This window comes from Caldicellulosiruptor hydrothermalis 108, assembly GCF_000166355.1.
Taxonomy (GTDB): Bacteria; Bacillota; Thermoanaerobacteria; order Caldicellulosiruptorales; family Caldicellulosiruptoraceae; genus Caldicellulosiruptor; species Caldicellulosiruptor hydrothermalis.
In genome coordinates this window covers 2,641,897-2,664,029 of the sequence record NC_014652.1, presented here as the reverse complement: position 1 = coordinate 2,664,029, position 22,133 = coordinate 2,641,897, and the positions used below count along the sequence as shown (strand labels likewise).

Genomic DNA, 22,133 nt, shown 5'->3' with positions numbered 1-22,133 from the left:
GAAAAGGAGTTTAGAATATCTATGAAAAGAGAAAAAGCCAATACTAAAAGAGTTTGGGTTGTGGTTTTGATTGTGGCAGTATGTGCTCTTGGTATTTTGGCTGGATATTACATGACAGGGTATCTTGCTAAAAAACCTGCTGCTGTCGACCAAACTTTGCAGACAGACCAACCCTCCCAGCAATTACAAGAAGAGACTGGACAAACCAATCCGAACCAGACACAGCAGGGACAGAGCGTGTCATCCCAGCCATCCTCACAAAATCAACAGAATACAACCACTTTGTCAGATGTTTACAAAGCTTTTGCAAGATTTGATGGTGGTGTTGATGCACATACAATTCAACTTTCTCTTATAAATACCAATTTTGATTATAAAGAATTTGAGACTAATGAAAATCTCACTCAGGGGCTAAATCTTTCAGAGGGTGAGATTGTTGAAGTTGAGTTTGAAAAACCTCAAGATGGTGGCAGCCCACGAATTGTGAGCATAGAAAAACCTGACAAGGTGACCCTAAAAGGTAAGTTTGTGGGACTTGCAGATAACAACTTTGCAGAGTTTGTGTTTGACCAAAAACATGTTGTTCTGCAGATAAGCGAGGTTTTAGACAAGGTCTCTTATCTTGATGAAAATACCGATGTTGAGGTGACTTTTAAGACAAATCCTCAAAGTCCCCAGTCAAATCCAGTTGTTGAGGATATAAAGGTGTTAAAATAAGCATATACAAAAAAGCAAAGGGGCAGCCAAATTTATCAGCTGTCCCTTTTTGTATTTTTATTCTTCTTCAGAATAAATATTTCCTCTTTTGTACGATGCCACAACTCCCAAAATTGAGATGCAGGCGAACACCAGAAAACTTATCTTCATGCTCTTTAAAATTAGGAAATAATTTTCGTGCGAAAGTTTTACGCCTTTCAAAAACATGATCGATACAAACGAGACAATTGCCATTGAGAATGCTTGACCGACAACTCTCATGACAGATATTGTTGATGATGCCGTGCCATAGAGTGATTTTGGCACACAGCTCATGACAACATTTGTGTTTGGCGATGAAAAAAGTCCAAACCCAATTCCCATCAAAAGAAGGTTGGCTACTGCCAAGACAAGGCTTGTCTTGCTGCTAAATAGCGAAAACACAAAAAGTCCTATGGTTGTGAGGACCATGCCGGCTGTTGCGAGTTTTCGCGGCTCGATCTTTTCAGAGGCTCTGCCAGCAATCAATGAGGTTATAACCTGCGAAAGTGGCTGGACAATCAAAACTGAGCCGGCAAGCTGGGAAGGCAGAGCTTTTACAAGTTGAAGGTACAGCGACAGAAGGTAAGACGCAGAAAATGTGCAGCTGTAGTTTATTAGCGCTGCTAAGTTTGAAAATCCAAACTGTGGGATTTTTACAAACAGTTTTACGTCCAGAATGGGATTTTGAAGTTTTGCCTCTGCAACAACAAAAATTACCATCAAAATTAACCCTGCAAAGAACAAAATTTTAGAGGTATTTCCCAGTTCAAATGTGGAGGCTCCGTACATCAAAAGAAAAAGCCCTGTCATCGACAGGATTGTGCCCATTTTGTCAAGCGATTTAAGGCTGTCAACCAGTTTTGCTTGCTTTGTATTTTTCACTTCTTTTTGGAGCAAAAATAAACTCACAAATGAACCAACAAGTCCTATGGCAAATCCAAACAAAAATATGCTTCTGTATCCCCACAGCCTTACAAGCACGCCACCCAAAAAAGGTCCTAAGGATGTTCCCAAGTACACAACTGCTGTGTTTATCCCTAAAAGCCTTCCCCTTATTTGTTGTGAGTGATTCTCAATCAAGATTGCCATTGATGTCACAAATGTGAATGCTGAGAATAATCCCTGCAGGCTACGGAAGACAAAAAGAATTTCTACTGTGTTTGAGAGTGCACACATCAGGGTTGAAAGTGTAAACAGCAAAAGCCCTGTTTTGAATATCTTTGTCCTGTCAAATGTGTCAGAAAGCTTTCCCATGGGAAGAATGAAAGCTGCAGAGAATATCAAAAATATGCTTATCACAAGGTTCAGCTCTTCAGCGTTGAGCTTAAAACTTTTTGCAATATCTGGTGCGGCAATGTTGACTGCGCTTGACATAAACGGCACCAAAAAAGAAGAAAGTGTTGTTGCGATGAGTATGTTTTTATTTATTTTTCTGTCTTCTTGACCGTGCATTGTCCCTGTCAATCGCTCCCTTCAAAATTTTTATGTACTTTGAACTTTTTAGAGTTACACATATAATAATATCACTTTCTGACAAAAAATAAATACACCTATGAAGAACAATTTTGCACATTTTAAGGCTTTTGAGAAGAATTTTGAGGATGGTAAAATAAATTATATAAAGTATTAAATAAGAATTTGTCCACCCAAATAATGAAAAAACTAAAACATGCAGGGTGAGAAAGAAGATGAAAGTTGCATGGAGCGCAACTCATCAAGAGTTTCTGCTTTCTGATGGGTACTATTTTTCAGGGCTTTACAAAGAACTTTCAAAAAGAGGAATATCAATTGAAGAAGTGGAAGATTTTGAAAGACTTTTTGAGTATGATGCCATAGTTTTCAATTACCCAGAGAATCCCTTCAGCGATGATGAAAAGGAAAAGATAAGAGAAGCCTTGGTGCAAAAGGGCAAGAAAATCATCTTTACAGCACATTTCAAAAACAAAGATGGTGTCTCTGAGATTTGCAATAGCATAACAAGAGAATATGGAATAGATATATTGCCAGAAGGTATAAAGGATGAGATACACCATTTAGAAGATGACCTTTTTATAATAACAACAGATGAAGTAGAACTTTACCGAAAAGGTGTAAAAGAGGTTGTGTTCCCGTACTCAGCTCCGCTTGAGGTGGGAAATGGAGCTGAGGTTGTACTGAGGGCAAGAAAGACAAGCCTCACAGACAGCGGCAAAAAATCGCCTGTGCTCATTGCTCAAAAAAGGTTTGAAAGCGGTGGAAAGCTAATTGTGTGTGGAAGCTGCATCTTCTGGGACAACTTTTCCCTCTTTAGGCTTGATAATTTGCAGTTTGTGGTGAATATATTTGAAGGGGCTGAATAGAAAGAAGCTGGCTGGCAGAATTTTTATGGTGTATAATTAAAAGTAGAAAAGAACATACTGAAAAGGTGCTTCTGCATTATGGAAGACTACATTTTAGAAGAATTCAATTATGATAAGTACAAAAATATAGAAGATGATAACAGATATGAAATTATCGAGGGAAGGCTGTACAATTTAGCTCCCTCTCCTTCGATTTTTCATCAGCATGTGTGCGGAAACATATACCATAAACTGAGGATTTTTCTGCAAGGAAAAGAATGCATACCTTTCATTTCGCCTGTGGACGTGATACTTGCACCAAAAGGAGCTGAAGATAAGGATATAAAAAACGTTGTGCAGCCAGATGTGTTTGTCATTTGTGACAAATCTAAGATTGATCAAAAAGGGATTATAGGAGCACCAGAATTTATTATAGAGGTTGTTTCTCCAAACACATCTGCAAGGGATTATCTTATAAAACTAAAACTATATGAAAAATATGGTGCAAAAGAGTACTGGATAGTGAATCCTCAGGAAAAAAGCGTGGCTGTATTTATACAAGCAGAAGAAGGTGGATTTGATAGAGGCAGAATATTTTTTCATCCAGCCGTGGTAAAATCTTCAGCTTTGCCGGGTTTTGAAATGTCAACTGAAGAGATTTTCAGCAACATATAGAGGATTAAAAAAGTGGCAAGGTGTTATTTTTCATACCTTGCCACTACTTTTGTTGATATTCCCCCACGCTCATGGAACTCTCCAATCACTTCCATAAACTTTGGCTCAAGCAGTTTTACAAGGTCATCAAGGATTCTATTTACTGCATGCTCCTGCAGTATCCCAACGTTTCTGTATGAGGTAAGATAATACTTGAGAGATTTTAGCTCAACAAGTTTTTGGTGAGGGATATATCGAATTGTGAGCTTTGCTGTATCAGGAAGACCTGTCCATGGACAGACTGATGAAAACTCTTCTGTTACATATTCAACAACAGTGCTTTTTTCAGGGTATTCGTATGGGATTGCTTCTAAAACCTCTGTGTCAATCTTTTCATACCCATAGATGTCAAATCTTCTTTGCTGGTACTTGTCAGCCATAGAAATTTGCACTTCCTTTCCTTGTTTTTTTGACCGGGGTTTGCCGCGACCCGGGCAGTTCTTAACACCTGTAAAAAAGATTTTATCACACTTTAATTTGCATTGCAAATTGGGGTATAATGAAAATTAACACGAGGATTTAAAATTGTTAAGGGGAAATGATAAATGCCTGAAAAAGAGCCTCTTTACATAGAAGAGATTTTTGATTATGTTAGCCAGCGTCCACAGAAGTTTGCCTTGAATTTCTGGGAAGACCCAAGATATTTTAAGCTTCACAGGCACAACTTTGTTGAGTTTATGTATGTTGTAAAAGGCGAGGGGACAGAACACATAAATTCAATCAGCTACAGCTTAAAACCCGGCACATTTTCAATTGTCATGCCTTACCAGATTCACAGAATAGATTATTCAGAGCAAAACCCTCTTTCAATCTATGTTGTTGCCATTTCGTTTGAAGAGCTTTTAGCACCATCGAGCATTTTTTACAGAATAGGTGAGCTTCTTTTGAGCTATGACGAAAATATCCTTCCCTATTACTACTTTGAAGGCAAGGAAAAAGAAGTTATGGACAGGCTTTTTAAAGAAGCATGGATATATTATAACCAGCAGGATGTGTGGGCAGAGATAATACTCAAAGCCAAGATTTTGGAGATAGTTGCGTATTTTGATAGGTGCAGAAATTTTGCATGTGCTAAAAACTCTCAAAGACCTGCCTCTGACTTTGTCCAAAACAGGGCTCAAAAAGAGAGCGTTCCTGTTCCGACCGACTACTGGCAGCTTGTGTACTATGTGCATAAGAATTATAACCAGAACATAGACCTAAAAACCTTGTCGAAAGAGTTTCACTTGAGCCCATCTTACATAAGCCAGCTTTTCAAAAAGCTTGTTGGGAGCAACTTTCACAACTTTTTGAATGAAGTGAGGCTTCAGCATGCATGCAGTCTTCTTGTCTCAACAGACAAACCTGTGACAGATATTGCTCTTGAGGTTGGATTTGATTCATATTCAACATTTGCAAGAGTTTTTCACAAATGCAAAGGTATGAGTGCCCTGGAGTTCAGGAAAAGAGGGGGAACTTAAATAGGTCTGAGCTGAGCAGGGCAAGCTGTAGTGTACAGTGATGTTGTGTAAATTAATGAATAAAAATTTTTCTTTGAAACTTTGAAACATAGAGTAAGTCTCTCAAATGAATTTTGGTTAGATAAAAGAGTGATGGGAAATACAACATAGAAAGTTAGAAAGGCGGGTGTGCTGCCCGCCTCTTAATAAAAAATAGCTTTTTAATTTCCTGCCTCTTTTTTCAAAACCTCTTTTATCTCTTCAACACCTGCAACCCTGCCAGAGAATATAAGCTTTTCATCTACAACAAGTGCAGGTGTTCTCATAACACCGTAAGACATTATCTTTTCGATGTCCTTTACCTCTTCAAATTGAGCATCAATTCCAAGCTCCTCAGCTGCCCTTTTAGCATTTTCCATTAGCTTTTTACAGTTTGCACATCCGCCGCCAAGAACTTTAATAACCATTTTCTAATCACACCATCCTTTCTTTAAAATTTTTACCCAAGAATAAGGTTAAATAAATACCCTGTTGCAATTATCCCACAGCCCACAATTGCCACAAATATTCCTAAAAGCTGTGGCTTTAACACCCTGCGAAGAAGTATCATCTCAGGTAAAGAGAGAGCTGTCACGCTCATCATGAAAGAGAGCGATGTTCCCATAGATACACCAAGACGCCTAAACTCACTTACAAGTGGAATAATTCCTGCTGCGTTTGAGTAAAGAGGTATTCCAAGGGCTGTTGCGAAAATTACAGCAAAAGGATTGTTCTTTCCAGCAATCTTTGCAAGTGCACCTGTTGGGATGTAGCCGTGCAAGAATGCACCAATTCCAATTCCAACAATAACAAATACCCAAACTTTTCTTATAAGCTGAACGGTAAAATCAAAGGTTTCGTTCAGGCGCTGATTTAAAGTTTTTTTGTCCTCAGCAATCTGGACGTTTCCAACTTTGATTTTAAAAACATAGTCCTCAACATACTTTTCAAGATTAAGCTTTCCAATTACAATGCCACTTGCAATTGCAATTATCTCACCCGACAGCACGTAAATAAGAGCAATTTTAAGACCAAAATTTGCGTAAAGAAGTCCAAGTGCAACCTCATTTACCATTGGCGCTGCAATCAAGTACGAAAATGTCACGCCAAGCGGGATTCCAGCTTCAACAAAGCCAATAAAAAGCGGGACTGCTGAGCAAGAACAAAACGGTGTCACAATTCCCAAAAGCGCTGCTAAAATGTGGGCAATATATACATTTTGTTTTTTGTGCGAGAGTATGTCTCTTGTCTTTTCTGGAGAAAAAAAGCTTCTTATAAATGTTATCACAAATACTATCAAAAATAAAAGTATAAAGATCTTGATTGTGTCAAATATAAAAAAGTTCACAGCACTTGCAAGCTTTGAACCCTGCGGGATTTTAAAAATATTGTAAGTTACAACATCAGCAAATTTCTGAACTGGAGTAAACAAATGCTATCACACCCTTTCAGTCTTTTGACTTTCAATTATGAAGGCTTCTGCAATATTCAGCAGAGCTTTGACATATTCATTTTTAATTCTGTAATGCATATTTGCACCCACTTTGCAGTGTTCAAGCAAACCAGCTTCTTTTAAGATTTTCAAATGTTGAGATAAGTTTGGCTGAGAAAACTCAACAAACTGTAAAAGTTCACATACGCACTTTTCACCGCTCAACAGGTTTTGAACTATCTTTATTCTAATTGGGTGAGACAGAGCTTTGAATACCTTTGCAAGCCTTTCTTCCATGGACATATTTTTTGCACAATCTTTCTTTTTTCAGCTTTAAAAGAAAGAGTTGTGCTTTTTGCACCTCTCTTTTGTTTAATTTATAAGCATTTAATTATATAATAAACTAATAAACAAAAAAAATCAAGTTCACTTTTTGTACTCTTGATTTTTTGGGAAGATTCTTATTTCGTGATTATGATAAATATTCATAGTAGACTACACTCCCATTCTGACAGTTTTTGGTGTTTCTTTTGAATAGCACATTACACTTTTTAATTATATTCATTCAGGATGAAGGCAGCCTCAATTCTTTTTATAACCTTCTCCTTAGTGTTTTCGCAATATTTTTCGCTGGGGTAAATATCTCTTTACAGCTATTCGAGAATAATTAAAAGGGTTATATTGCAAAAACTGAAAGCTGAGTGTATAATAAAAAACTGCAAGGGAAATTGTATTCAAAATCTATCTACAAAAATGTAAAAATAAAAATCAAACCGCAGCTTTTAAGCTGTGGTTTTTGTTTTTTGTGTGGTATAATAAAAGTTGTAAGCAAAAACTTTCAGACGAAAAAGGTGATTTTGTTATGTTGTTTACAGTAGTAGTAAGCAAAGAGGACAACTGGTATATAGCTAAATGCGTAGAAAACAGTGTAGCTTCACAAGGAAAAACCATCGAAGAAGCAATAGCTAACTTAAAAGAAGCTCTTGAACTTTACTACGAGGGAGAAGAAATACAAAAACCACAAATGCCACCGCTGATAACTACCATAGAGGTGGCTGTGTAAATGTCTTCCAGGTATCCTATACTAAAGCCACAGGAAATAATAAGAGCGCTCAAAAAAGCTGGATTCAGGGAAGTGGCACAAAAAGGCAGTCATCTCAAGCTAAAAAAGAAAATCCAACAAGGATCGTAATTATCCCAATGCATGAAGAAGTTGCAAGAGGAACATTAAAAAGTATTTTGGAACAAGCAGGAATAAGTTTAGAAGAGTTTTTAGACCTCCTTTAAGTTCTTGCCAATCTCATGAAAAAGAGGAGACTCTTAGCAATTTCTTTTAGGTTGTCTTCTGCTGTCAGTCTCCTTGCAAAATAAGCAAAAACATGCTACAATATACTTAAATTTCTTCCCAGAAATACAACTATTAGGTGTTTATACAGAATGTCAAAAATTTTTTGTCGTTACAATTTTGAGCTACAGTGGTATAATATATTCATAGATGAGTAAAACACAAATGAGTAAATCAAAAGGAAGTTAGCCACGGTATAGGTTTGCAGGGAAAACCTGACCGTGGCTTTTTGTTTTTTAGTAGGCAAAATTTCTGTGCCTGTTTTTCTAAAAGCGTGGTATAACAATAATGAGAGGTTTAAAAAAACAAAAAAGGAGTGATTGACCATGAAAAAGTTTGTAAGCTTTATTGTAATTCTGAGCCTGCTTTTGACCTTTGCCTTCCCAGTAGCACAGGCTGGGACAATCACACAGGCAGTTAAAACAGCGATAAACAAAATAGACTACATCACAGCAGGCGAGTTTGTAACATCGCTCTTGTTAGGAGCAAAAGTTAAACCAAACTGTATTTGAACTTGTAGTTCAGTTTTTACCTTTAACAAAGGCATATGCAATAACCTAAATCATACTTTTATTTCTCTTTCTGCACACTTTGATTTGCAATTAATATTTTTATTAATTTTACATTTTGCAATAAAAATTGCTGTGATATAATTATTAAAAAAATGCCATTAATCATCTCCGATATGGAACTGGGGTGTTGGTAAATGCTAAAACAGATGATTGCAAAATTGGAGAAATTCCCACCTATAATAAGGGCATCGTTGATTTTTATTGGTTTTGGATTATTATCTCTTTTAGCCTTTAAAATTGGAGAATTTGTTGGCAGACTAATTTACGATATTTTGCATTAATGCATTAAAATATTGCTACAAGAAAAAACTCTATTTTACACCTTCGAAAGTAACATTTTTGGATAACACCTTTACTCTGGCAAACACAAAAATAGGCAAAAAACAAAAACTATGGTTATATCGCAAATGAGTTTTTTCAATTTGTTTTTTATAAGCACTTATTCACGCATACTTTTGAGTAACAATTGATTAACAAATGTTCCTGTCTAACACTTTTGAGATTAAGAAAATTTAGTAAGATAGTATACTGCGATTTGGGTTCTATTTTTAAGATTTAACTTTTGAAGAATGGATGTTATGTAGTTTCTTACTGTACCTTCAGAGATGAAAAGCATCCTTGCGATTTCCTTATTTGAGTATACTTTATCCATAAGAACAACGTCAGCATGCCACATCTTGAGAAACTCTATTGCCTCTTTTGCATTAGTGCAAAGGCTTACAACCTCAAAATTTTCAAGCTCAAGGATGATTTTAAGACCGTCCAAGACGGCAGGGTTATCATCCACAATTAAGACCGTAGGTTTTTTCAAAGTAATCTTCCCTCTACCTTCAAAGTTCAAATACTTGAATGTTTTCTACCAATGCTTTTATTTTACTAAAATTTTTTATAATAATGAAGATATATTCTAGAACACGCTGGCTTATGGTATAATTAAATCAGAGGCGGGGAAGAGGTGTTAGTGTAAGAAAGGAGAAAATTTGTAACATTGAGGAGGCTACGAGTATACCTTGACACCTCAGTTATAAGTCACTTAGACCACCATGATAATCCTGAGTATATGCAGATAACAAGAAAATTTTGGGAGGAGCTTAAACAAGGAAAATACAATATATAAATTTCAAGTGCAGTAATAACTGAATTAAATAAGTGCAAGGAACCAAAAAGAAGCAGGCTATTTAGAGTATATGTCCCAGATAGAATTCACGAGAATTGAGATTAACCAACAAGTTTTGGAACTTGCGCAGAAGTATGTGAATGAATGTATAATTCCGTCAAGGTTTTTCGACGACGCAGTCCATATTGCAGTAGCAAGCATTAACGAATGTGATATTTTGGTATCATGGAATTTTAAGCATATAGTTAGATATAGGACAATTCAAGGCGTAAACGCAATAAACAAACTTATGGGTTATAGAGAAATTCAACTGGTGTCACCACTTATGATGTTAGAGGAAGAGGAGTGACAAATATGTTTGAAACAAGCGCGATGAAAGAACTGCACAGGATACAGGAGGAGATCTACGAAGAAACAAAAGGCATGACTCCAGAAGAATTGATTAGGTATTTTGAAGAAACGGCAAAAAAAGTAGAGAGAGAATTAGAGGAACTGAAAAAGAAAAAAAAGAAGGAAATTATTCAATAATTTCATAACAGGTAAACCACAAATAATTTTTTCTGCAAACTATCTGTGGCTTTTTTGTTTTTTAGAAACCCGGCTTTTTGATTGAGGTGAGGATTCAGCACGCATGCAGCCTGCTTCTTTCAACCGACAAGCCAGTGACTACTGAGATAGCTCTTAAGGTAGTCTTTTACTCATGTTCAACCTTTGCGAGGGTGTTTCACAAACACTAAGACATGAGCGCTTTAGAATTTAGAAAAAATGGATTTTTTTGTAGTCATTGACCTCTTTAATGAGTAAAGGAGTATTCCAAGTAAAGTTACAAATACCACAGTAAAGGGATTGTTCTTCCCAGCAATTTTTGCAAGTGCACCTGTTGGGATGTAGCCGTGAAGAAAAGCACTAATGCCAATTCCCACAACTACAAATACAAGGGTTTGTGTCATACTTGCTTTAAAAATTTTTTATCCTCAGCAATTTGAACATTTCAGGACATAAACAATATACAATATTTAAGTTTTAAGTTAGGCAATACTTACACAAAAATAAAAAAACCCTCCGCAGCTTTTAAAATATCTATCCTTTGCTGCAGAAGGCAACAAAAAATTGAATAAACTAACTTACAATTTTATAATAGGTTTTTGCTGTAAGGGCATACACGCCAGTATAAAATATAGCAAACACAAGTATAACAGCAGATGTGCAAAGAGCAAACAAAGGTATATTTGTAAGGTTGAATACCTGTAACATTTTGACTATTATTTTAAAAGCAAAGGCTATATGAACTATTGCTAAGAATAAAGGCAAAAAGAAAATTGAAAGTACTTGGCTTTGTATTGACTTTTTAATCTCCTGACGTGTCATACCCACTTTCTGTAAAATTTCATAGCGATGCCTATCATCAAAGCCTTCTTCAATTTGTTTATAATAAATTATAAGCACTGTTGCCATAATAAACAAAAGTCCAAGAAACAAGCCGATGAATAATAACCCGCCATGGATAGAGTAAAAACCTTCTCTTGCCATTTCACGAACTTCAATTGTTGCATTATTTACTATTTTATTTAAGCTATTTTTTAGTGCTGTGTAAATGTCCATGAGATTATCCTTATTACCATCAAAATCAAGACCATAATAATATGAAAATTGTACCATGTCGTTTTTATTGCTATTTAGTGAACAGAAGATTTTCTTCATTGTTTCTATGTCTTTGACTATTATCCAAAAGCAACTAATGGCTGGTGTAAGGCTATTAGTTAGAGAGTTTGAAGTTAATCGTTTTTTAATTGAGAGTTTGAAACCATTGAAATTGATAATGTTCTCAGAGATATTAACGTTATTAGTATACAGAAGAACTTCATTATCAGATAATTTGATAACTTTCTTTTCAATATTATTGTAGTCCTCAAGAGGCACTACAAAGGCAATGGCTGAGTTCTTATCAAAAAAATTTTGTTTTTTTGTTCTGAAATGAGTTTTATCTTGAATTAAAGCAAGCTCTAAATACTTGTATTTAACCACGTTTTTAGGAACTATATTAAATTTTCGCAATTGCTTCATTATCGTATTATCAATTTTTTTTACATTTTCCAAGTTAATATTGTCTGATGTAATGATTATTTCTTGTGGGTAGCGAGTTTTTAAAATATCTTCAACTCCAGTATATAGGGAAATTGTGGTTGAAAGTACAACAATTACTGCGGTTGAAAGTATACATATGTTTGCAAGTCCAACTGCATTTTGTTTCATCCTGTATATCATGTTAGAAATCCATATAAAATGATGAGGTCTATAGTAATAGTTTTTGTTTTTCCGAAGAGTCTTTAAAAATGCTATACTTCCAGCGGTAAACAAACAATATGTCGCTATCATTACTAAGATAACTGCAACAAAAAAGATGTTCATCGCTGCTAAAGGCTTTTCAGTTGTAAGTGCAATGTAATATCCAATACCAAGGCAAACTATACCAATGATAGTCAAAAGCCATTTTGTTTTTGGTTCTTTTTCACCTACATTGCTTGCTTTTAATAATTCAATGGGTTTTGATAGATGTACCGAGAAGATGTTATATATAAGGTTTAATATAAAAATTCCGCTGAATAAAAGAGTTGTGACCAAAATGGATGACGGTGATATTTCAAAACCAAACACAACTTTAAAACTTACAATTTTAAAAAGTAGAAGTGTCATAAGTTTGCTTAAAATTATTCCTGATAAAATACCAGATGCAATACATATCAGTCCTATGATTACCGTTTCAAAAAACATAATCCTTGCTATATGCCTTTTTTCCATTCCAAGAATATTGAAAAGTCCCAATTCTTTTTTACGCCTCTTTATCAAAAAGCTGTTTACATAAAAAATAAATATAACAGAAAAAATACCAATTACTCCTGCTCCAAATCGCAAAATACTCCTCAGCGCTTGGCTATCGCTCAAATGTCCGATATCTTCTGTATTAGACAAAAAACACATGTTGTAAAACATCATAACTGCTCCAATACAGGTCAAAATATATGGGATATATGCTTGGGTATTTCTTTTTATGTTGTTGGCTGCAAATTTTATATAAAAAGATTTAAGCATTCCGGATACCTCCTGTTGCAATTATGGTAAGCGTATCGGAGATTTTCTGATACATTTCATCATTTGACATTGAACCTTTATAAATTTGATGAAAAATCTCTCCGTCTTTTATAAACAAAACTCTTTTTGCATAGCTTGCAACTTTTATGCTGTGTGTGACTACAAGAATTGTTTGACCTTCATTATTTATCTCGGCAAATAGTCTTAATAATTCTTCGGATGAATGTGAGTCAAGAGCACCAGTTGGTTCATCGGCAAGAATAAGCTGGGGTTTTGTAATAAGTGCACGGGCAATTGCAGCTCTTTGTTTTTGTCCGCCTGACACCTCATAAGGATATTTTGAGAGAATATCAGAAATTCTAAGTTTTTCAGCAACAGGTTTTAACCTCTCATACATTTCTGTATATGGTCTTCCTGCTAATACAAGAGGTAACAGGATGTTGTCTTGTATAGAAAATGTGTCAAGAAGATTGTAATCTTGAAACACAAAGCCTATGTTATTTCGTCTGAAGGCTGAGATTTCTTTTTCATTCATTGAGGTAATTTCTTTACCATTTAGCAGGACTTTACCGCTTGTAGGTTTATCAAAGCCTGCAATGATGTTTAACAGTGTTGTTTTACCTGAACCAGATTCGCCCATAATAGCTATATATTCTCCTTGCTCTACTGAAAAAGATACACTTGCAAGTGCCTGAACAGGATTTCCACCAAATCTTGTTGTGTAGATTTTCTTTAAACTATTCACTTCTAAAAGAACATGTGTCATATTTTACTTCCCTCCGAGTGCAAAATTGACTTTTTTATTCTTGTCCATTATAACAAAAAAGAGAAAATGCTTGCCTTATTTTTGGCTTACATTTTCTCTTCTCAATCTTACATTTTAGTAAGGTTTTAACTATATAAACTAATCTGGTGCTATATCAACAGTATCAAAGTTGATTTTTACTTTTGTACCCTTTCCAATTTCTGATTCGATTATAATTTTGTGTGATAGTTTATCTAAAATCCGCTTGCAAAGGTAAAGTCCAATACCTGTAGATTTTTTGTCCAAGCGACCGTTATATCCTGTAAAGCCTTTTTCAAAAACACGGGGCAAATCCTCTTTTGCAATACCTATGCCTGTATCTTCAATAACCAATGTATTTGGCAAATTGTTTTCCATATAAATAGAGATTTGACCACCGGGGTTTGTATATTTAAGCGCATTTGAAAGTATTTGTTCAATAACAAATGTTAGCCATTTTTCGTCAGTTAACACATGGCAGTTTAATTCTTTGTAATTGAGTTTTATCTTTTTACGTATAAAAATTAGAGAGTATTTTCGCAGCGCTTGTTTTACAATATGGTCAAGTGAATATTTCTTTAGTAGTAAGTCATTGCTCATATTTTCCATACGAAGATATTGAAGAACCATTTCAACATACTGCTCTACCTTGAATAGTTGTTCTAAAAGTTCACTGCTAATTTTTGATTGTTCTGCTTGTAAAACCAGCTTTATAGCAGCTATGGGTGTTTTAATTTGATGTGCCCATGCTGTGTAATAATCAATCATATCTCTATAGACTTTCTCATTATTAGTTAAAATTTCAATTTTGCTTTCATTAATGATTTTAATTAGTTCTTGATAATCTTTTTCAATCAAATCCTTTGCAATTGGAAAAGAAAAATCCGCAATCGTAATGTTTCGTTTTAGTTTTTCAAGTGTTATATGTTGTTTATAAAATGAGAAAAAGTCAGTAATTCCAATGATAAATGCAAAAATATATGTTAGTACTAAGCTATAAACTGTGGGTTCTAAAGGAAGAGAATAAAGGAATGAAATAGAAAAAAATATACAGCTTGAAACCAACAGATAAATGATAAGCAACATATTCCGTTTTAAATATGCTCCTATAATGTTTATGTGATCCTTCATATTTTTTCCCCTCATTCTATAATATATCCAATGCCTTTTTTGGTTTTAATGAAATTTTCGAGACCTAACTCGGCTAACTTTTTGCGAAGCCTTGTTATATTTACTGTAAGAGTATTATCGTCAATAAAGCTGTCACTTTGCCAAAGGTGTTGCATAATTTCTTCACGAGATACCACTCTTCCGGCATTTTCCATAAGCAATTGCAAAATTTTGTATTCATTTTTTGTTAACTCAATTTTTTTATTTTGGTAAAGTAGAGTGGTATTATTGAGATTTAAAATAACTCCCTTATGCTCAATAAGGTTTATATTTGAGACAAATGAGTAAGTTCTCCTTATCAGGGCATGGACTTTTGCTGTAAGGACGTTCAAATCAAAAGGTTTTTCAATAAAATCATCTCCACCCATATTGATAGCCATTATGATATTCATATTATCGCTTGCAGAAGATATAAACATAATAGGAACTTTTGATATTTTGCGTATTTCGTTACACCAGTAAAACCCGTTGTAAAAAGGCAATATTATATCAATTAACACGAGATGTGGCTCAAATTGAATAAAGCACTCAATGATACTTTTAAAATCTGTAACATAAGATACATCAAAATCCCATTTGGACAAGTGGTTTTTTATAGTTTCAGCAATAGATATATCGTCTTCGATAATCATTATCTTATACATTAAAAATCACTCCGACAAAAAGTCTACATAAACTGGGTACAGACAGATTATATTTTTTTATGACCATTTATTCAAGCATGCTTTTGAGTAACAATTGATTAACAAATGTTCCTGTCTAACACTTTTGAGATTAAGAAAATTTGGTAAGATAGTATACTGCAATTTGGGTTCTATTTTTAAGATTTAACTTTTGAAGAATGGATGTTATGTAGTTTCTTACTGTACCTTCAGAGATGAAAAGCATCCTTGCGATTTCCTTATTTGAGTATCCTTGTGATATGAGCTTTGCAATTTCAAGCTCTCTTTCAGTAAGGTTTTGTGTTTTTTCAAGTAACTGCTTACTGGTCCTTTTCAATACATCTGAAATGTATAAAGCAATTTCTTTGTCCATAACAACCTTACCGTCAAGCACAGACAAAATAGAATTCACAATATGCTTTGCATCAGAGCTTTTGAGGATGTACCCATCTGCGCCAAAGCTCAGGCTCTTTTCTATGTAATCTTCTTCACAAAATGTTGTTAATATTATCACTTTGACATTTGGAAATTTGGTTTTTATATTAAAAATTCCTTCAATACCATCCATAACAGGCATTCTAATATCCATAAGAACAACGTCAGCATGCCACATCTTGAGAAACTCTATTGCCTCTTTTGCATTAGTGCAAAGGCTTACAACCTCAAAATTTTCAAGCTCAATGATGATTTTAAGACCGTCCAAAACGGCAGGGTTATCATCAACAATTAAGACCTTAGGTTTTTTCAAAGTAATCTTCCCTCCTGCTTTTTAATGGGACAAATACCACTATTGAAAATCCAGCATGGTTGTCAATGTTGACTGTTGCGCCCATAGACTTTGCTCGAAGTTTTATGCTCATGAGCCCCACGCCCTCTTTTATTTCTCCTTTTTTCTTGCCATTGTCATGCACAGCAAGACGTACATATGCTGGTTTTGATTCCAAAGATACAGCTACTTGTGTAGCATTTGAGTGTTTTGCCACGTTTAAAAGAGCTTCTTTGAGGATTGCCATTAGATTTTCAAATACGTGTGATGGAATGTTTTCAATGTCTCCGCTGCGGTTTAATGTTATGTTGCAGAAGTTAAAATTTTCTATCAATTGAGATAAGTACTTTTCTTTGGTTTCAAAAGAGTTTTTCATTGAATAGACAAACTTTCTCAAACTTTCGTAAGATGTTTGAGTCTGCTGCAAGCATGAAGATATGATTTGGCTTATTTGAGCATCTTCAAGTACTCCTTTTTTCTCCAGCAAGCTCTTTATGGCATTGAGCTGGATATTCAGCGCTGCCAAGTTGTGCCCAACTGTGTCGTGCAAAGAAGTTGCTATTTTCATCTGCTTGTTTTGTGCAGCAAGACGTTCTATTGTCTGTTGGGACTCTAAAAGCTGTGTTTTTAGCTTGCTTAGTTGCAGGTTTAAAAGTCTTAAGTGGTCAATTTTTTCTAAGTATTCGTGCTTTGTTGTCTTCAGCATCTGTGTGACTAATTTTAAAGAGAAAACAAAAACGCAGACAAAAACATATTCCCTTACCATCTTTGAAGGGATAAGAAAAAGGCTAATAAAGAGTATAGAGGCAATTGAGTAAATTGATAACTTGTTTCTATGGTGCAAAAATGTACACACTGCAGTTGGTATTAAAAAAGAGAATTCCCATCCGCAGAGAAAAATAGCAAAGAATATTATAATCAGCTCTGCAAAGACTGCCGCTGCTGTATGGTATATGGATTTTAGATATTCAGTTTTTAAGAATTCTAATGACAAAAATAGAAGTAAAAACAAAATTGCTATTTTGGAAAGCTTGCCATCCTCATATAAACTCCAAAGAGTATAGGCGCTTATAATGAATGAAAGCATTTTCTTTTCCCGCAAAGTTGTTATTGCTAAAATTTATTTTATCATATTGTTCAAAAAAACCCAAAATTATTACTGAGATTGATTTGTCAACTTTTGTCTTTCCGGAAGAGTTTGAACTCAGGTGTGGGGAGTACATAATATTCAAAAAAAGTAAAAGCACCTGAATAAGGTGCCTTTTTACAAATTCACAGCTTTGACATTACATTTTTAGAAAGCTGCTTTATGCCCGCAAGTGTAAAAAACAGACAAAATGCTGCCACTAACGCAATGTCAACCATCATACTTTCTATGGATTTGCCAGTTAGCACATTCTTTGTTAGATTTACTGCGTATGTTGTTGGGAAAAACAATGCAATCTTTTGAAGAAACTTTGGCATAATGCTGAGCGGCCAGTAGCAGCCACCAAGCATGCACATTATTGTTACGACCATTGAATTCAAACTTGCAAGTTTTCTCATGTCATTAACTATGCTTATAAACATTACAGCAAAAGCAACAAACATAAAGCTACAAATGGAGAGAACTGAAATAACAATAAGTATGTTAGTTCCAAAAGTAAGTCTAAATGCATACGAACATAGCAGCACAAAAAAGATTAGCTGTAAAAATGTAATGGAAAATATGCTCAAGATAGACTGCAGAATATAGCTTTGCTTTGAAATTGGCGAACACAAAATTCGCAGAATAACTCTTTCCTGGTAGTCTTTTAATATTATGTTAGAAGCATTTAATGCAAGCCAGAACAGAGACATTATAAAAAATCCTGAGGCAAAAGCAATTGAAAGAGATTTTGACTGCTGATGCAAAATTTTATTTAATACAAATGGAGAATGCTCCAAAATATACATTGAAGGTTCTAAAAAATAAGAGTTGTGTATTCGCTTTTGAGAAATAAATATTTTGAGTACACTGTTTAGATATTCCTTTAAAATAACATGAGTTTCAGACTTTCCAAATGTATATATTTTTATATTTTTCTGTTTTTCATTAATAATATCATCAACTGACTTGTTATTTAAAACAACAACACAGTCAATACCGCTTTGAACCATCTGGCTTACAATTGATTTGGTAGGGTCAAAGGTTTTAACATCAAAACATTTTTTGAGCTCTTTTTCAATTAGTTTTACAACCTTGCTTTTTTCTTTGTCTGTAATAATTCCAATTTTATAAGGAGATTCAACGCTTAATGTAAAAAAGGTTGAAAGAGCAACTGCAATTGAAGGAAGTATAATCATCAAAAATAGATTGAATTTGTCTTTCAAAAGGCGTTTTATATTTATCTTGAAAACTGCCATAGTTTCACCTTCCTCATTAAAAGTATGCAAATAAGAGCAATAATTAAACAAAGAAGAGTAAGATATACAAAAATATTTTTGACATATGCTATTTCACTTGGGTTGTAGATTATGGTAAAAAATGCAGACTGTACAGCATAGTTTGGCAGAATGTCTCTTACAGAACTTAAAAATTTTGTACTGATATCAATTCTTACATATCCTCCTGCCAGAAAGGTAGATATTACAGCAAATGAGCTAACTATAACATTTGAAAGTATATAGCTTTTAGAGAAAAGAGCAATAAAAATTCCCAATAGTATGGCAAATATGCTGTAGATAAAAAGAAGCAAAAATATAGGCCAAAGGTTTTCACCCCAGTTAGCACGGTAAATATATTTTGAAAAAAGAACTATTAGGCAAAGCTGAATATACAAAAATACCATCTGGGCAAATGCTTTTGAAACAAATATGATTTGCGGATTTCTTGGTGATGCAAAAAGTCTGATTAAAGTGTTCTGCTTTCTTTCTTCTTCAATAACAGCAATGCCGCCAAAGCTTCCATACAGTGCCATCATAACAACCATTGCAACAGCATAATAATCAAGAGCTCTTGGGAAGTGACTCGAAAATGCAGATTCAAAGTCTATCGATTTTGGTATGTCAGAAGGTGAGTAAATACTTCTTGCGAGTTTATAGTAGTTTGAAAATATGTTAAAATACACTTTCAAAAATCCAGCTTCCTGTGAACCTTCTTTTGAGGTAATTTCAATGTCAAAATTTCCAAAAGGGCTATAATTTGAATGGTTATTCCTTTGATACTCTTTGAATGTCACAACAGCAATGTATTTATTAGAGGATGAAAACTTTTTCAGTGCAGCTGACTTGGAAGAAAAAATTTCTGCATTGAATAATTTTAAAAAAGTTTTATCATATTTCAAAACGGTATCATAAATGCTTGGTTTTAAATTTTCTTCAACAATGATTATATTCATTTTTGGAATGTTGGCTTGCTTAAAATATCCAGATAGTGCATTTCCAAGGATGAAAATCAAGATGATTGGGAAAATTAGCATTATAGAAAGAAGAGGAATACTCATAGCATTTTCTTTTAAAGTATATAAAAAGGCTTTAACTGCTGCTCTCATGGACAATCTCTCCTTTTTCATCTATGGTATAGCCCATCACTGCAAAGTAGAGCTTTTCCATTGTGGGCTTTTCATAAGATATGGAAAGTATTTCACATCCATCCTGAGACAAAGTTTCGACAATCTCTTTTATAAGATTTTTTGACTTTTCAACAGAAACTGTAAGCTCATTTCCGGCAAAAGCTACACTTTCAACTCCATCTAAGTTTTTGATTTTTATCAGAACCTCATCTAAAATCTTGCTCAATTTTATCCTGATAATATTTGTATCTGACAGTTTTTTTAATAAAAATTCTTTTGAGCCATATTCGATGATTGTTCCTTTATTTATGAACGCAACAGATGAACAGATTCTGTCAACTTCTTCGATGTAGTGGGTTGTGTAAATTATTGTAATGCCGCTTTCAGAGAGTTTCTGAACAGAGTCCAAAATTAGCTTTCTTGAGTATATGTCAATTCCAACAGTTGGCTCATCCATTATAAGAAGTTTGGGGTTGTTGATAAGAGCTGCTGCAATGTTTACTCTTCTTTTCATCCCGCCAGATAGGTTTTTGACCTGTTTTTTGATGCTATCCTGCATCTGAACAAACTCTAAAGCAAACTCTATTCTCTCTTTCAAAAGCTTCCCTGAGAGGTTATAGAGCGAACCAAAAAAGCTCAAATTCTCATACACAGTTAAGTTGTTGTAGAGAGCAATTTCCTGCGGAACAATTCCAATCTGGGATTTTAATTTTTTTAAAGCTTTGTTTAAAGGTTTTCCGAATATATAAATTTCGCCTCTGTCAATGTTTGTGAGTCCCAGTATGCAGTTTATAAAAGTGGTTTTTCCTGCGCCATTTGGTCCTAAAAGTCCAAAGACTTCGCCTTCTTTGACTGTCAGTGACAGATTGTCAAGAGCCAAGACATTTGCGTATCTTTTTACAAGGTTTTTGACTTCAAGTGCAATCATAACTTTTCATCACCTTCTTAAATATTTAAATAGGATTTTTCTTTCAATATTAGAATATACTATTGAAGAAAATTTTTGTAGTGACATTTGTCATGTTTTTGTTAAAAGATTGTTTACAAATTTTTAAACATTTCTTTATACTTTTTTAAAAAATTTTGGGTTAAATATTATATAGAAAGGAAAATGAGAAAAGATCAGATGATGCAAAAAAGAGACTCCTCCTTTTAGAATAGATTTTGGAAGGGGCGGCAAAAGCGCAAAGGAACTCTATCCTTTGCCTCCGCCCCTTTCTTTGTTGAGGAGTTTGGATAAAAAGTGGAGTTGAGGTTTCAGGCATTATTTCCCCTTTTTTAGAATATATAGAATAAGAGCCCTCTACAATGAGGGCTCTTTTTTGAGAACTTACGAGCCGGCATTTTATTAGTCGGATGCCGGTTACCGACAAAACTTACTTGAGAAAAAAGACTTTCCTATTATCAATTATACCCCTTTTCTCGTGTTATATTAAGAATATGTTTTTTTAATCGGTCAAGATGATAACTTTTTTTAATTTTCTAAGTAAATTCTTCAAGTTTAAAAATAAAGATTTAGTACTTATGAATCTTTCAGTCTTTCCAGCCTTATCTTAAAAATTTCTAAAAGAGTTTCTCTAAAGTCTTCAGCTTCCTGAGAAATTTCTAAAAAATAATTAGTAAAGACATGCCAGTTTCAAAAAGTTTAAAAAATTCAAATTAGCAAATTAACCACATACCAGACAGCAGGCACAAATATTGCAGGGAGAAGATTGCCCACTTTAATTTTTGACACTCCAAGCATATTAAGACCTATTGCAAATATCAAAACAGAACCTACCATTGACATTTGCAAAACTACTGTGTCTGTCAAAAATGGTTTTATCAGGCCTGCCAAAAGTGTTATGCTTCCTTGATAGAAAAGCACTGCAACGCTTGAGAACATAACGCCAATTCCCAGTGTTGCTGAAAATATTATGGAAGTTACACCGTCCAAAATAGATTTTGCAAAAAGAATGCTAAAGTTATGGTTTAGCCCGTCTTCAAGGCTTCCTACAATAGCCATAGCTCCAACACAGAATACAAGACTTGCTGTGACAAAACCTTCTGTAAATGCAGAATTTTCTGATTTTATGACTTTCGAAACAGACTTTTTAATTTTATCGCCGAGCTTTTCTAAAAAGTCTTCAATTCTCAAAATCTCTCCCACAAGCCCACCAATCACAAGAGAAAAAATCATGAGCATTATAAACTGCCTGTCTATTTTACCAGTTGATAGCACTTTAAAAATTCCTTGCAATACTCCAGAAATTCCAATAAAGATGACAGAAAGAGAAATTGCCTGCATAATTGTGGTTTTAAACCTTTCTGGTATTCCAAATTTTAAAATAAGTCCAAAGATAGAGCCTACAATCACAGCAAGTGCATTTACTATAGTTCCAAGCCCCGTCATATTTTAAACTCTCCTTTATATG

The 22,133-nt window shown here is 34.4% G+C and carries 24 protein-coding genes and 3 pseudogenes; 11 read left to right on the top strand and 16 right to left on the bottom strand.

The genetic code is table 11. The features are described 5' to 3' along the window. The first annotated feature begins 21 nt into the window (after positions 1-21). Complete coding sequence (locus CALHY_RS12805) at positions 22-717, top strand: hypothetical protein (RefSeq protein WP_013404358.1); 696 nt, start codon at positions 22-24, stop codon at positions 715-717. Between the two features lie 57 nt (positions 718-774). Here CALHY_RS12805 and CALHY_RS12800 read toward each other — a convergent pair whose 3' ends face one another. Next, positions 775-2,190, bottom strand: a complete 1,416-nt coding sequence (locus tag CALHY_RS12800) for an MFS transporter (RefSeq protein ID WP_013404357.1) — start codon at positions 2,188-2,190, stop codon at positions 775-777. A 236-nt stretch (positions 2,191-2,426) separates the two neighbouring features. On the opposite strand from CALHY_RS12800, the gene CALHY_RS12795 reads away from it, so the two are divergent. Both CALHY_RS12795 and CALHY_RS12790 read left to right on the top strand, forming a co-directional pair. Next, on the top strand, positions 2,427-3,077 hold the full coding sequence (locus tag CALHY_RS12795) for a hypothetical protein (protein WP_013404356.1): 651 nt from the start codon (positions 2,427-2,429) through the stop codon (positions 3,075-3,077). Between the two features lie 78 nt (positions 3,078-3,155). Further along, positions 3,156-3,731, top strand: coding sequence for a Uma2 family endonuclease (locus CALHY_RS12790; RefSeq protein ID WP_013404355.1), 576 nt, complete (start codon positions 3,156-3,158; stop codon positions 3,729-3,731). A gap of 23 nt (positions 3,732-3,754) precedes the next feature. Here CALHY_RS12790 and queF read toward each other — a convergent pair whose 3' ends face one another. Next, a complete protein-coding gene (queF, locus tag CALHY_RS12785; RefSeq protein ID WP_013404354.1) occupies positions 3,755-4,150 on the bottom strand; it encodes a preQ(1) synthase in 396 nt (131 codons plus the stop codon). Positions 4,151-4,315: 165 nt separating this feature from the next. Between queF and CALHY_RS12780 the strand changes: the two genes are divergently transcribed. Next, positions 4,316-5,230 carry an AraC family transcriptional regulator gene (locus CALHY_RS12780; RefSeq protein WP_013404353.1) on the top strand — a complete coding sequence of 305 codons (915 nt, stop codon included), beginning with the start codon at positions 4,316-4,318 and terminating at the stop codon, positions 5,228-5,230. A 200-nt stretch (positions 5,231-5,430) separates the two neighbouring features. Here CALHY_RS12780 and CALHY_RS12775 read toward each other — a convergent pair whose 3' ends face one another. Genes CALHY_RS12775 through CALHY_RS12765 form a run of 3 tightly spaced genes read right to left on the bottom strand, consistent with a single transcriptional unit; the run spans position 5,431 to position 6,983 of the window. After that, positions 5,431-5,676 carry a thioredoxin family protein gene (locus CALHY_RS12775; protein WP_013404352.1) on the bottom strand — a complete coding sequence of 82 codons (246 nt, stop codon included), beginning with the start codon at positions 5,674-5,676 and terminating at the stop codon, positions 5,431-5,433. 32 nt (positions 5,677-5,708) lie between these two features. Continuing rightward, positions 5,709-6,680, bottom strand: a complete 972-nt coding sequence (locus tag CALHY_RS12770; protein ID WP_013404351.1) for a permease — start codon at positions 6,678-6,680, stop codon at positions 5,709-5,711. A gap of 6 nt (positions 6,681-6,686) precedes the next feature. Next, complete coding sequence (locus tag CALHY_RS12765; protein WP_013404350.1) at positions 6,687-6,983, bottom strand: ArsR/SmtB family transcription factor; 297 nt, start codon at positions 6,981-6,983, stop codon at positions 6,687-6,689. A 559-nt stretch (positions 6,984-7,542) separates the two neighbouring features. On the opposite strand from CALHY_RS12765, the gene CALHY_RS12760 reads away from it, so the two are divergent. The 4 genes and pseudogenes from CALHY_RS12760 to CALHY_RS13770 all read left to right on the top strand — a co-directional run bounded on the left by CALHY_RS12760 (position 7,543) and on the right by CALHY_RS13770 (position 8,878). Then, positions 7,543-7,743 (top strand): type II toxin-antitoxin system HicB family antitoxin, encoded by a 201-nt coding sequence (locus CALHY_RS12760; RefSeq protein ID WP_013404349.1) that lies wholly within the window; start codon positions 7,543-7,545, stop codon positions 7,741-7,743. Continuing rightward, positions 7,744-7,967: pseudogene (locus tag CALHY_RS14135) on the top strand (type II toxin-antitoxin system HicA family toxin). Between the two features lie 384 nt (positions 7,968-8,351). Beyond that, positions 8,352-8,534 (top strand): annotated as a pseudogene (locus CALHY_RS12750) (hypothetical protein); the annotation flags it as partial. Between the two features lie 197 nt (positions 8,535-8,731). After that, entirely contained in the window at positions 8,732-8,878 is a 147-nt protein-coding gene (locus CALHY_RS13770; protein WP_015908939.1) for a hypothetical protein, read from the top strand. Positions 8,879-9,099: 221 nt separating this feature from the next. Here the strand turns inward: CALHY_RS13770 and CALHY_RS12745 are convergent, their stop codons facing one another. Then, positions 9,100-9,408: a response regulator transcription factor gene (locus CALHY_RS12745; RefSeq protein WP_013404347.1), complete on the bottom strand. Its 309-nt coding sequence runs from the start codon at positions 9,406-9,408 to the stop codon at positions 9,100-9,102. Between the two features lie 376 nt (positions 9,409-9,784). Between CALHY_RS12745 and CALHY_RS13965 the strand changes: the two genes are divergently transcribed. The 3 genes and pseudogenes from CALHY_RS13965 to CALHY_RS14050 all read left to right on the top strand — a co-directional run. Next, complete coding sequence (locus CALHY_RS13965) at positions 9,785-10,063, top strand: PIN domain-containing protein (RefSeq protein WP_238524542.1); 279 nt, start codon at positions 9,785-9,787, stop codon at positions 10,061-10,063. A gap of 5 nt (positions 10,064-10,068) precedes the next feature. After that, positions 10,069-10,242 (top strand): hypothetical protein, encoded by a 174-nt coding sequence (locus CALHY_RS13765; RefSeq protein ID WP_011916090.1) that lies wholly within the window; start codon positions 10,069-10,071, stop codon positions 10,240-10,242. A gap of 74 nt (positions 10,243-10,316) precedes the next feature. Next, positions 10,317-10,451 (top strand): annotated as a pseudogene (locus CALHY_RS14050) (AraC family transcriptional regulator); the annotation flags it as partial. A 382-nt stretch (positions 10,452-10,833) separates the two neighbouring features. On the opposite strand, the gene CALHY_RS12730 reads toward CALHY_RS14050, so the two are convergent. The 10 genes from CALHY_RS12730 to CALHY_RS12685 form a co-directional block, all read right to left on the bottom strand. Continuing rightward, entirely contained in the window at positions 10,834-12,804 is a 1,971-nt protein-coding gene (locus tag CALHY_RS12730; RefSeq protein WP_013404346.1) for an ABC transporter permease, read from the bottom strand. Then, the gene (locus tag CALHY_RS12725; protein WP_013404345.1) at positions 12,797-13,570 is read right to left on the bottom strand and encodes an ABC transporter ATP-binding protein; all 774 of its coding nucleotides are present in this window, start codon (positions 13,568-13,570) and stop codon (positions 12,797-12,799) included. Before CALHY_RS12725 ends, CALHY_RS12730 begins: the two co-directional genes overlap by 8 nt. A gap of 138 nt (positions 13,571-13,708) precedes the next feature. Further along, complete coding sequence (locus CALHY_RS12720; RefSeq protein ID WP_013404344.1) at positions 13,709-14,719, bottom strand: sensor histidine kinase; 1,011 nt, start codon at positions 14,717-14,719, stop codon at positions 13,709-13,711. Positions 14,720-14,730: 11 nt separating this feature from the next. Further along, the gene (locus tag CALHY_RS12715; RefSeq protein WP_013404343.1) at positions 14,731-15,402 is read right to left on the bottom strand and encodes a response regulator transcription factor; all 672 of its coding nucleotides are present in this window, start codon (positions 15,400-15,402) and stop codon (positions 14,731-14,733) included. A 130-nt stretch (positions 15,403-15,532) separates the two neighbouring features. After that, the gene (locus CALHY_RS12710) at positions 15,533-16,168 is read right to left on the bottom strand and encodes a response regulator (RefSeq protein WP_013404342.1); all 636 of its coding nucleotides are present in this window, start codon (positions 16,166-16,168) and stop codon (positions 15,533-15,535) included. After that, on the bottom strand, positions 16,155-17,273 hold the full coding sequence (locus tag CALHY_RS12705; protein ID WP_013404341.1) for a sensor histidine kinase: 1,119 nt from the start codon (positions 17,271-17,273) through the stop codon (positions 16,155-16,157). The genes CALHY_RS12710 and CALHY_RS12705 overlap by 14 nt, the downstream gene beginning before the upstream one ends. Positions 17,274-17,458: 185 nt before the next feature. After that, complete coding sequence (locus CALHY_RS12700; RefSeq protein ID WP_013404340.1) at positions 17,459-18,571, bottom strand: ABC transporter permease; 1,113 nt, start codon at positions 18,569-18,571, stop codon at positions 17,459-17,461. Continuing rightward, positions 18,553-19,698, bottom strand: coding sequence for an ABC transporter permease (locus tag CALHY_RS12695; RefSeq protein WP_013404339.1), 1,146 nt, complete (start codon positions 19,696-19,698; stop codon positions 18,553-18,555). The genes CALHY_RS12700 and CALHY_RS12695 overlap by 19 nt, the downstream gene beginning before the upstream one ends. Continuing rightward, positions 19,682-20,647: an ABC transporter ATP-binding protein gene (locus tag CALHY_RS12690; protein ID WP_013404338.1), complete on the bottom strand. Its 966-nt coding sequence runs from the start codon at positions 20,645-20,647 to the stop codon at positions 19,682-19,684. The genes CALHY_RS12695 and CALHY_RS12690 overlap by 17 nt, the downstream gene beginning before the upstream one ends. 726 nt (positions 20,648-21,373) lie before the next feature. Beyond that, entirely contained in the window at positions 21,374-22,111 is a 738-nt protein-coding gene (locus CALHY_RS12685) for a DUF554 domain-containing protein (protein WP_013404337.1), read from the bottom strand. Positions 22,112-22,133: the final 22 nt, after the last annotated feature.

Excerpts from the sequence above, each read along its gene's own strand:
- CALHY_RS12805 (WP_013404358.1), top strand. The coding sequence starts at position 22 with ATGAAAAGAGAAAAAGCCAATACTAAAAGAGTTTGGGTTGTGGTTTTG.
- CALHY_RS12800 (WP_013404357.1), bottom strand. The coding sequence starts at position 2,190 with ATGCACGGTCAAGAAGACAGAAAAATAAATAAAAACATACTCATCGCA.
- CALHY_RS12795 (WP_013404356.1), top strand. The coding sequence starts at position 2,427 with ATGAAAGTTGCATGGAGCGCAACTCATCAAGAGTTTCTGCTTTCTGAT.
- CALHY_RS12790 (WP_013404355.1), top strand. The coding sequence starts at position 3,156 with ATGGAAGACTACATTTTAGAAGAATTCAATTATGATAAGTACAAAAAT.
- queF (WP_013404354.1), bottom strand. The coding sequence starts at position 4,150 with ATGGCTGACAAGTACCAGCAAAGAAGATTTGACATCTATGGGTATGAA.
- CALHY_RS12780 (WP_013404353.1), top strand. The coding sequence starts at position 4,316 with ATGCCTGAAAAAGAGCCTCTTTACATAGAAGAGATTTTTGATTATGTT.
- CALHY_RS12775 (WP_013404352.1), bottom strand. The coding sequence starts at position 5,676 with ATGGTTATTAAAGTTCTTGGCGGCGGATGTGCAAACTGTAAAAAGCTA.
- CALHY_RS12765 (WP_013404350.1), bottom strand. The coding sequence starts at position 6,983 with ATGTCCATGGAAGAAAGGCTTGCAAAGGTATTCAAAGCTCTGTCTCAC.
- CALHY_RS12760 (WP_013404349.1), top strand. The coding sequence starts at position 7,543 with ATGTTGTTTACAGTAGTAGTAAGCAAAGAGGACAACTGGTATATAGCT.
- CALHY_RS13770 (WP_015908939.1), top strand. The coding sequence starts at position 8,732 with ATGCTAAAACAGATGATTGCAAAATTGGAGAAATTCCCACCTATAATA.
- CALHY_RS13965 (WP_238524542.1), top strand. The coding sequence starts at position 9,785 with ATGTCCCAGATAGAATTCACGAGAATTGAGATTAACCAACAAGTTTTG.
- CALHY_RS13765 (WP_011916090.1), top strand. The coding sequence starts at position 10,069 with ATGTTTGAAACAAGCGCGATGAAAGAACTGCACAGGATACAGGAGGAG.
- CALHY_RS12730 (WP_013404346.1), bottom strand. The coding sequence starts at position 12,804 with ATGCTTAAATCTTTTTATATAAAATTTGCAGCCAACAACATAAAAAGA.
- CALHY_RS12725 (WP_013404345.1), bottom strand. The coding sequence starts at position 13,570 with ATGACACATGTTCTTTTAGAAGTGAATAGTTTAAAGAAAATCTACACA.
- CALHY_RS12720 (WP_013404344.1), bottom strand. The coding sequence starts at position 14,719 with ATGAAGGATCACATAAACATTATAGGAGCATATTTAAAACGGAATATG.
- CALHY_RS12715 (WP_013404343.1), bottom strand. The coding sequence starts at position 15,402 with ATGTATAAGATAATGATTATCGAAGACGATATATCTATTGCTGAAACT.
- CALHY_RS12705 (WP_013404341.1), bottom strand. The coding sequence starts at position 17,273 with ATGCTTTCATTCATTATAAGCGCCTATACTCTTTGGAGTTTATATGAG.
- CALHY_RS12700 (WP_013404340.1), bottom strand. The coding sequence starts at position 18,571 with ATGGCAGTTTTCAAGATAAATATAAAACGCCTTTTGAAAGACAAATTC.
- CALHY_RS12695 (WP_013404339.1), bottom strand. The coding sequence starts at position 19,698 with ATGAGAGCAGCAGTTAAAGCCTTTTTATATACTTTAAAAGAAAATGCT.
- CALHY_RS12690 (WP_013404338.1), bottom strand. The coding sequence starts at position 20,647 with ATGATTGCACTTGAAGTCAAAAACCTTGTAAAAAGATACGCAAATGTC.
- CALHY_RS12685 (WP_013404337.1), bottom strand. The coding sequence starts at position 22,111 with ATGACGGGGCTTGGAACTATAGTAAATGCACTTGCTGTGATTGTAGGC.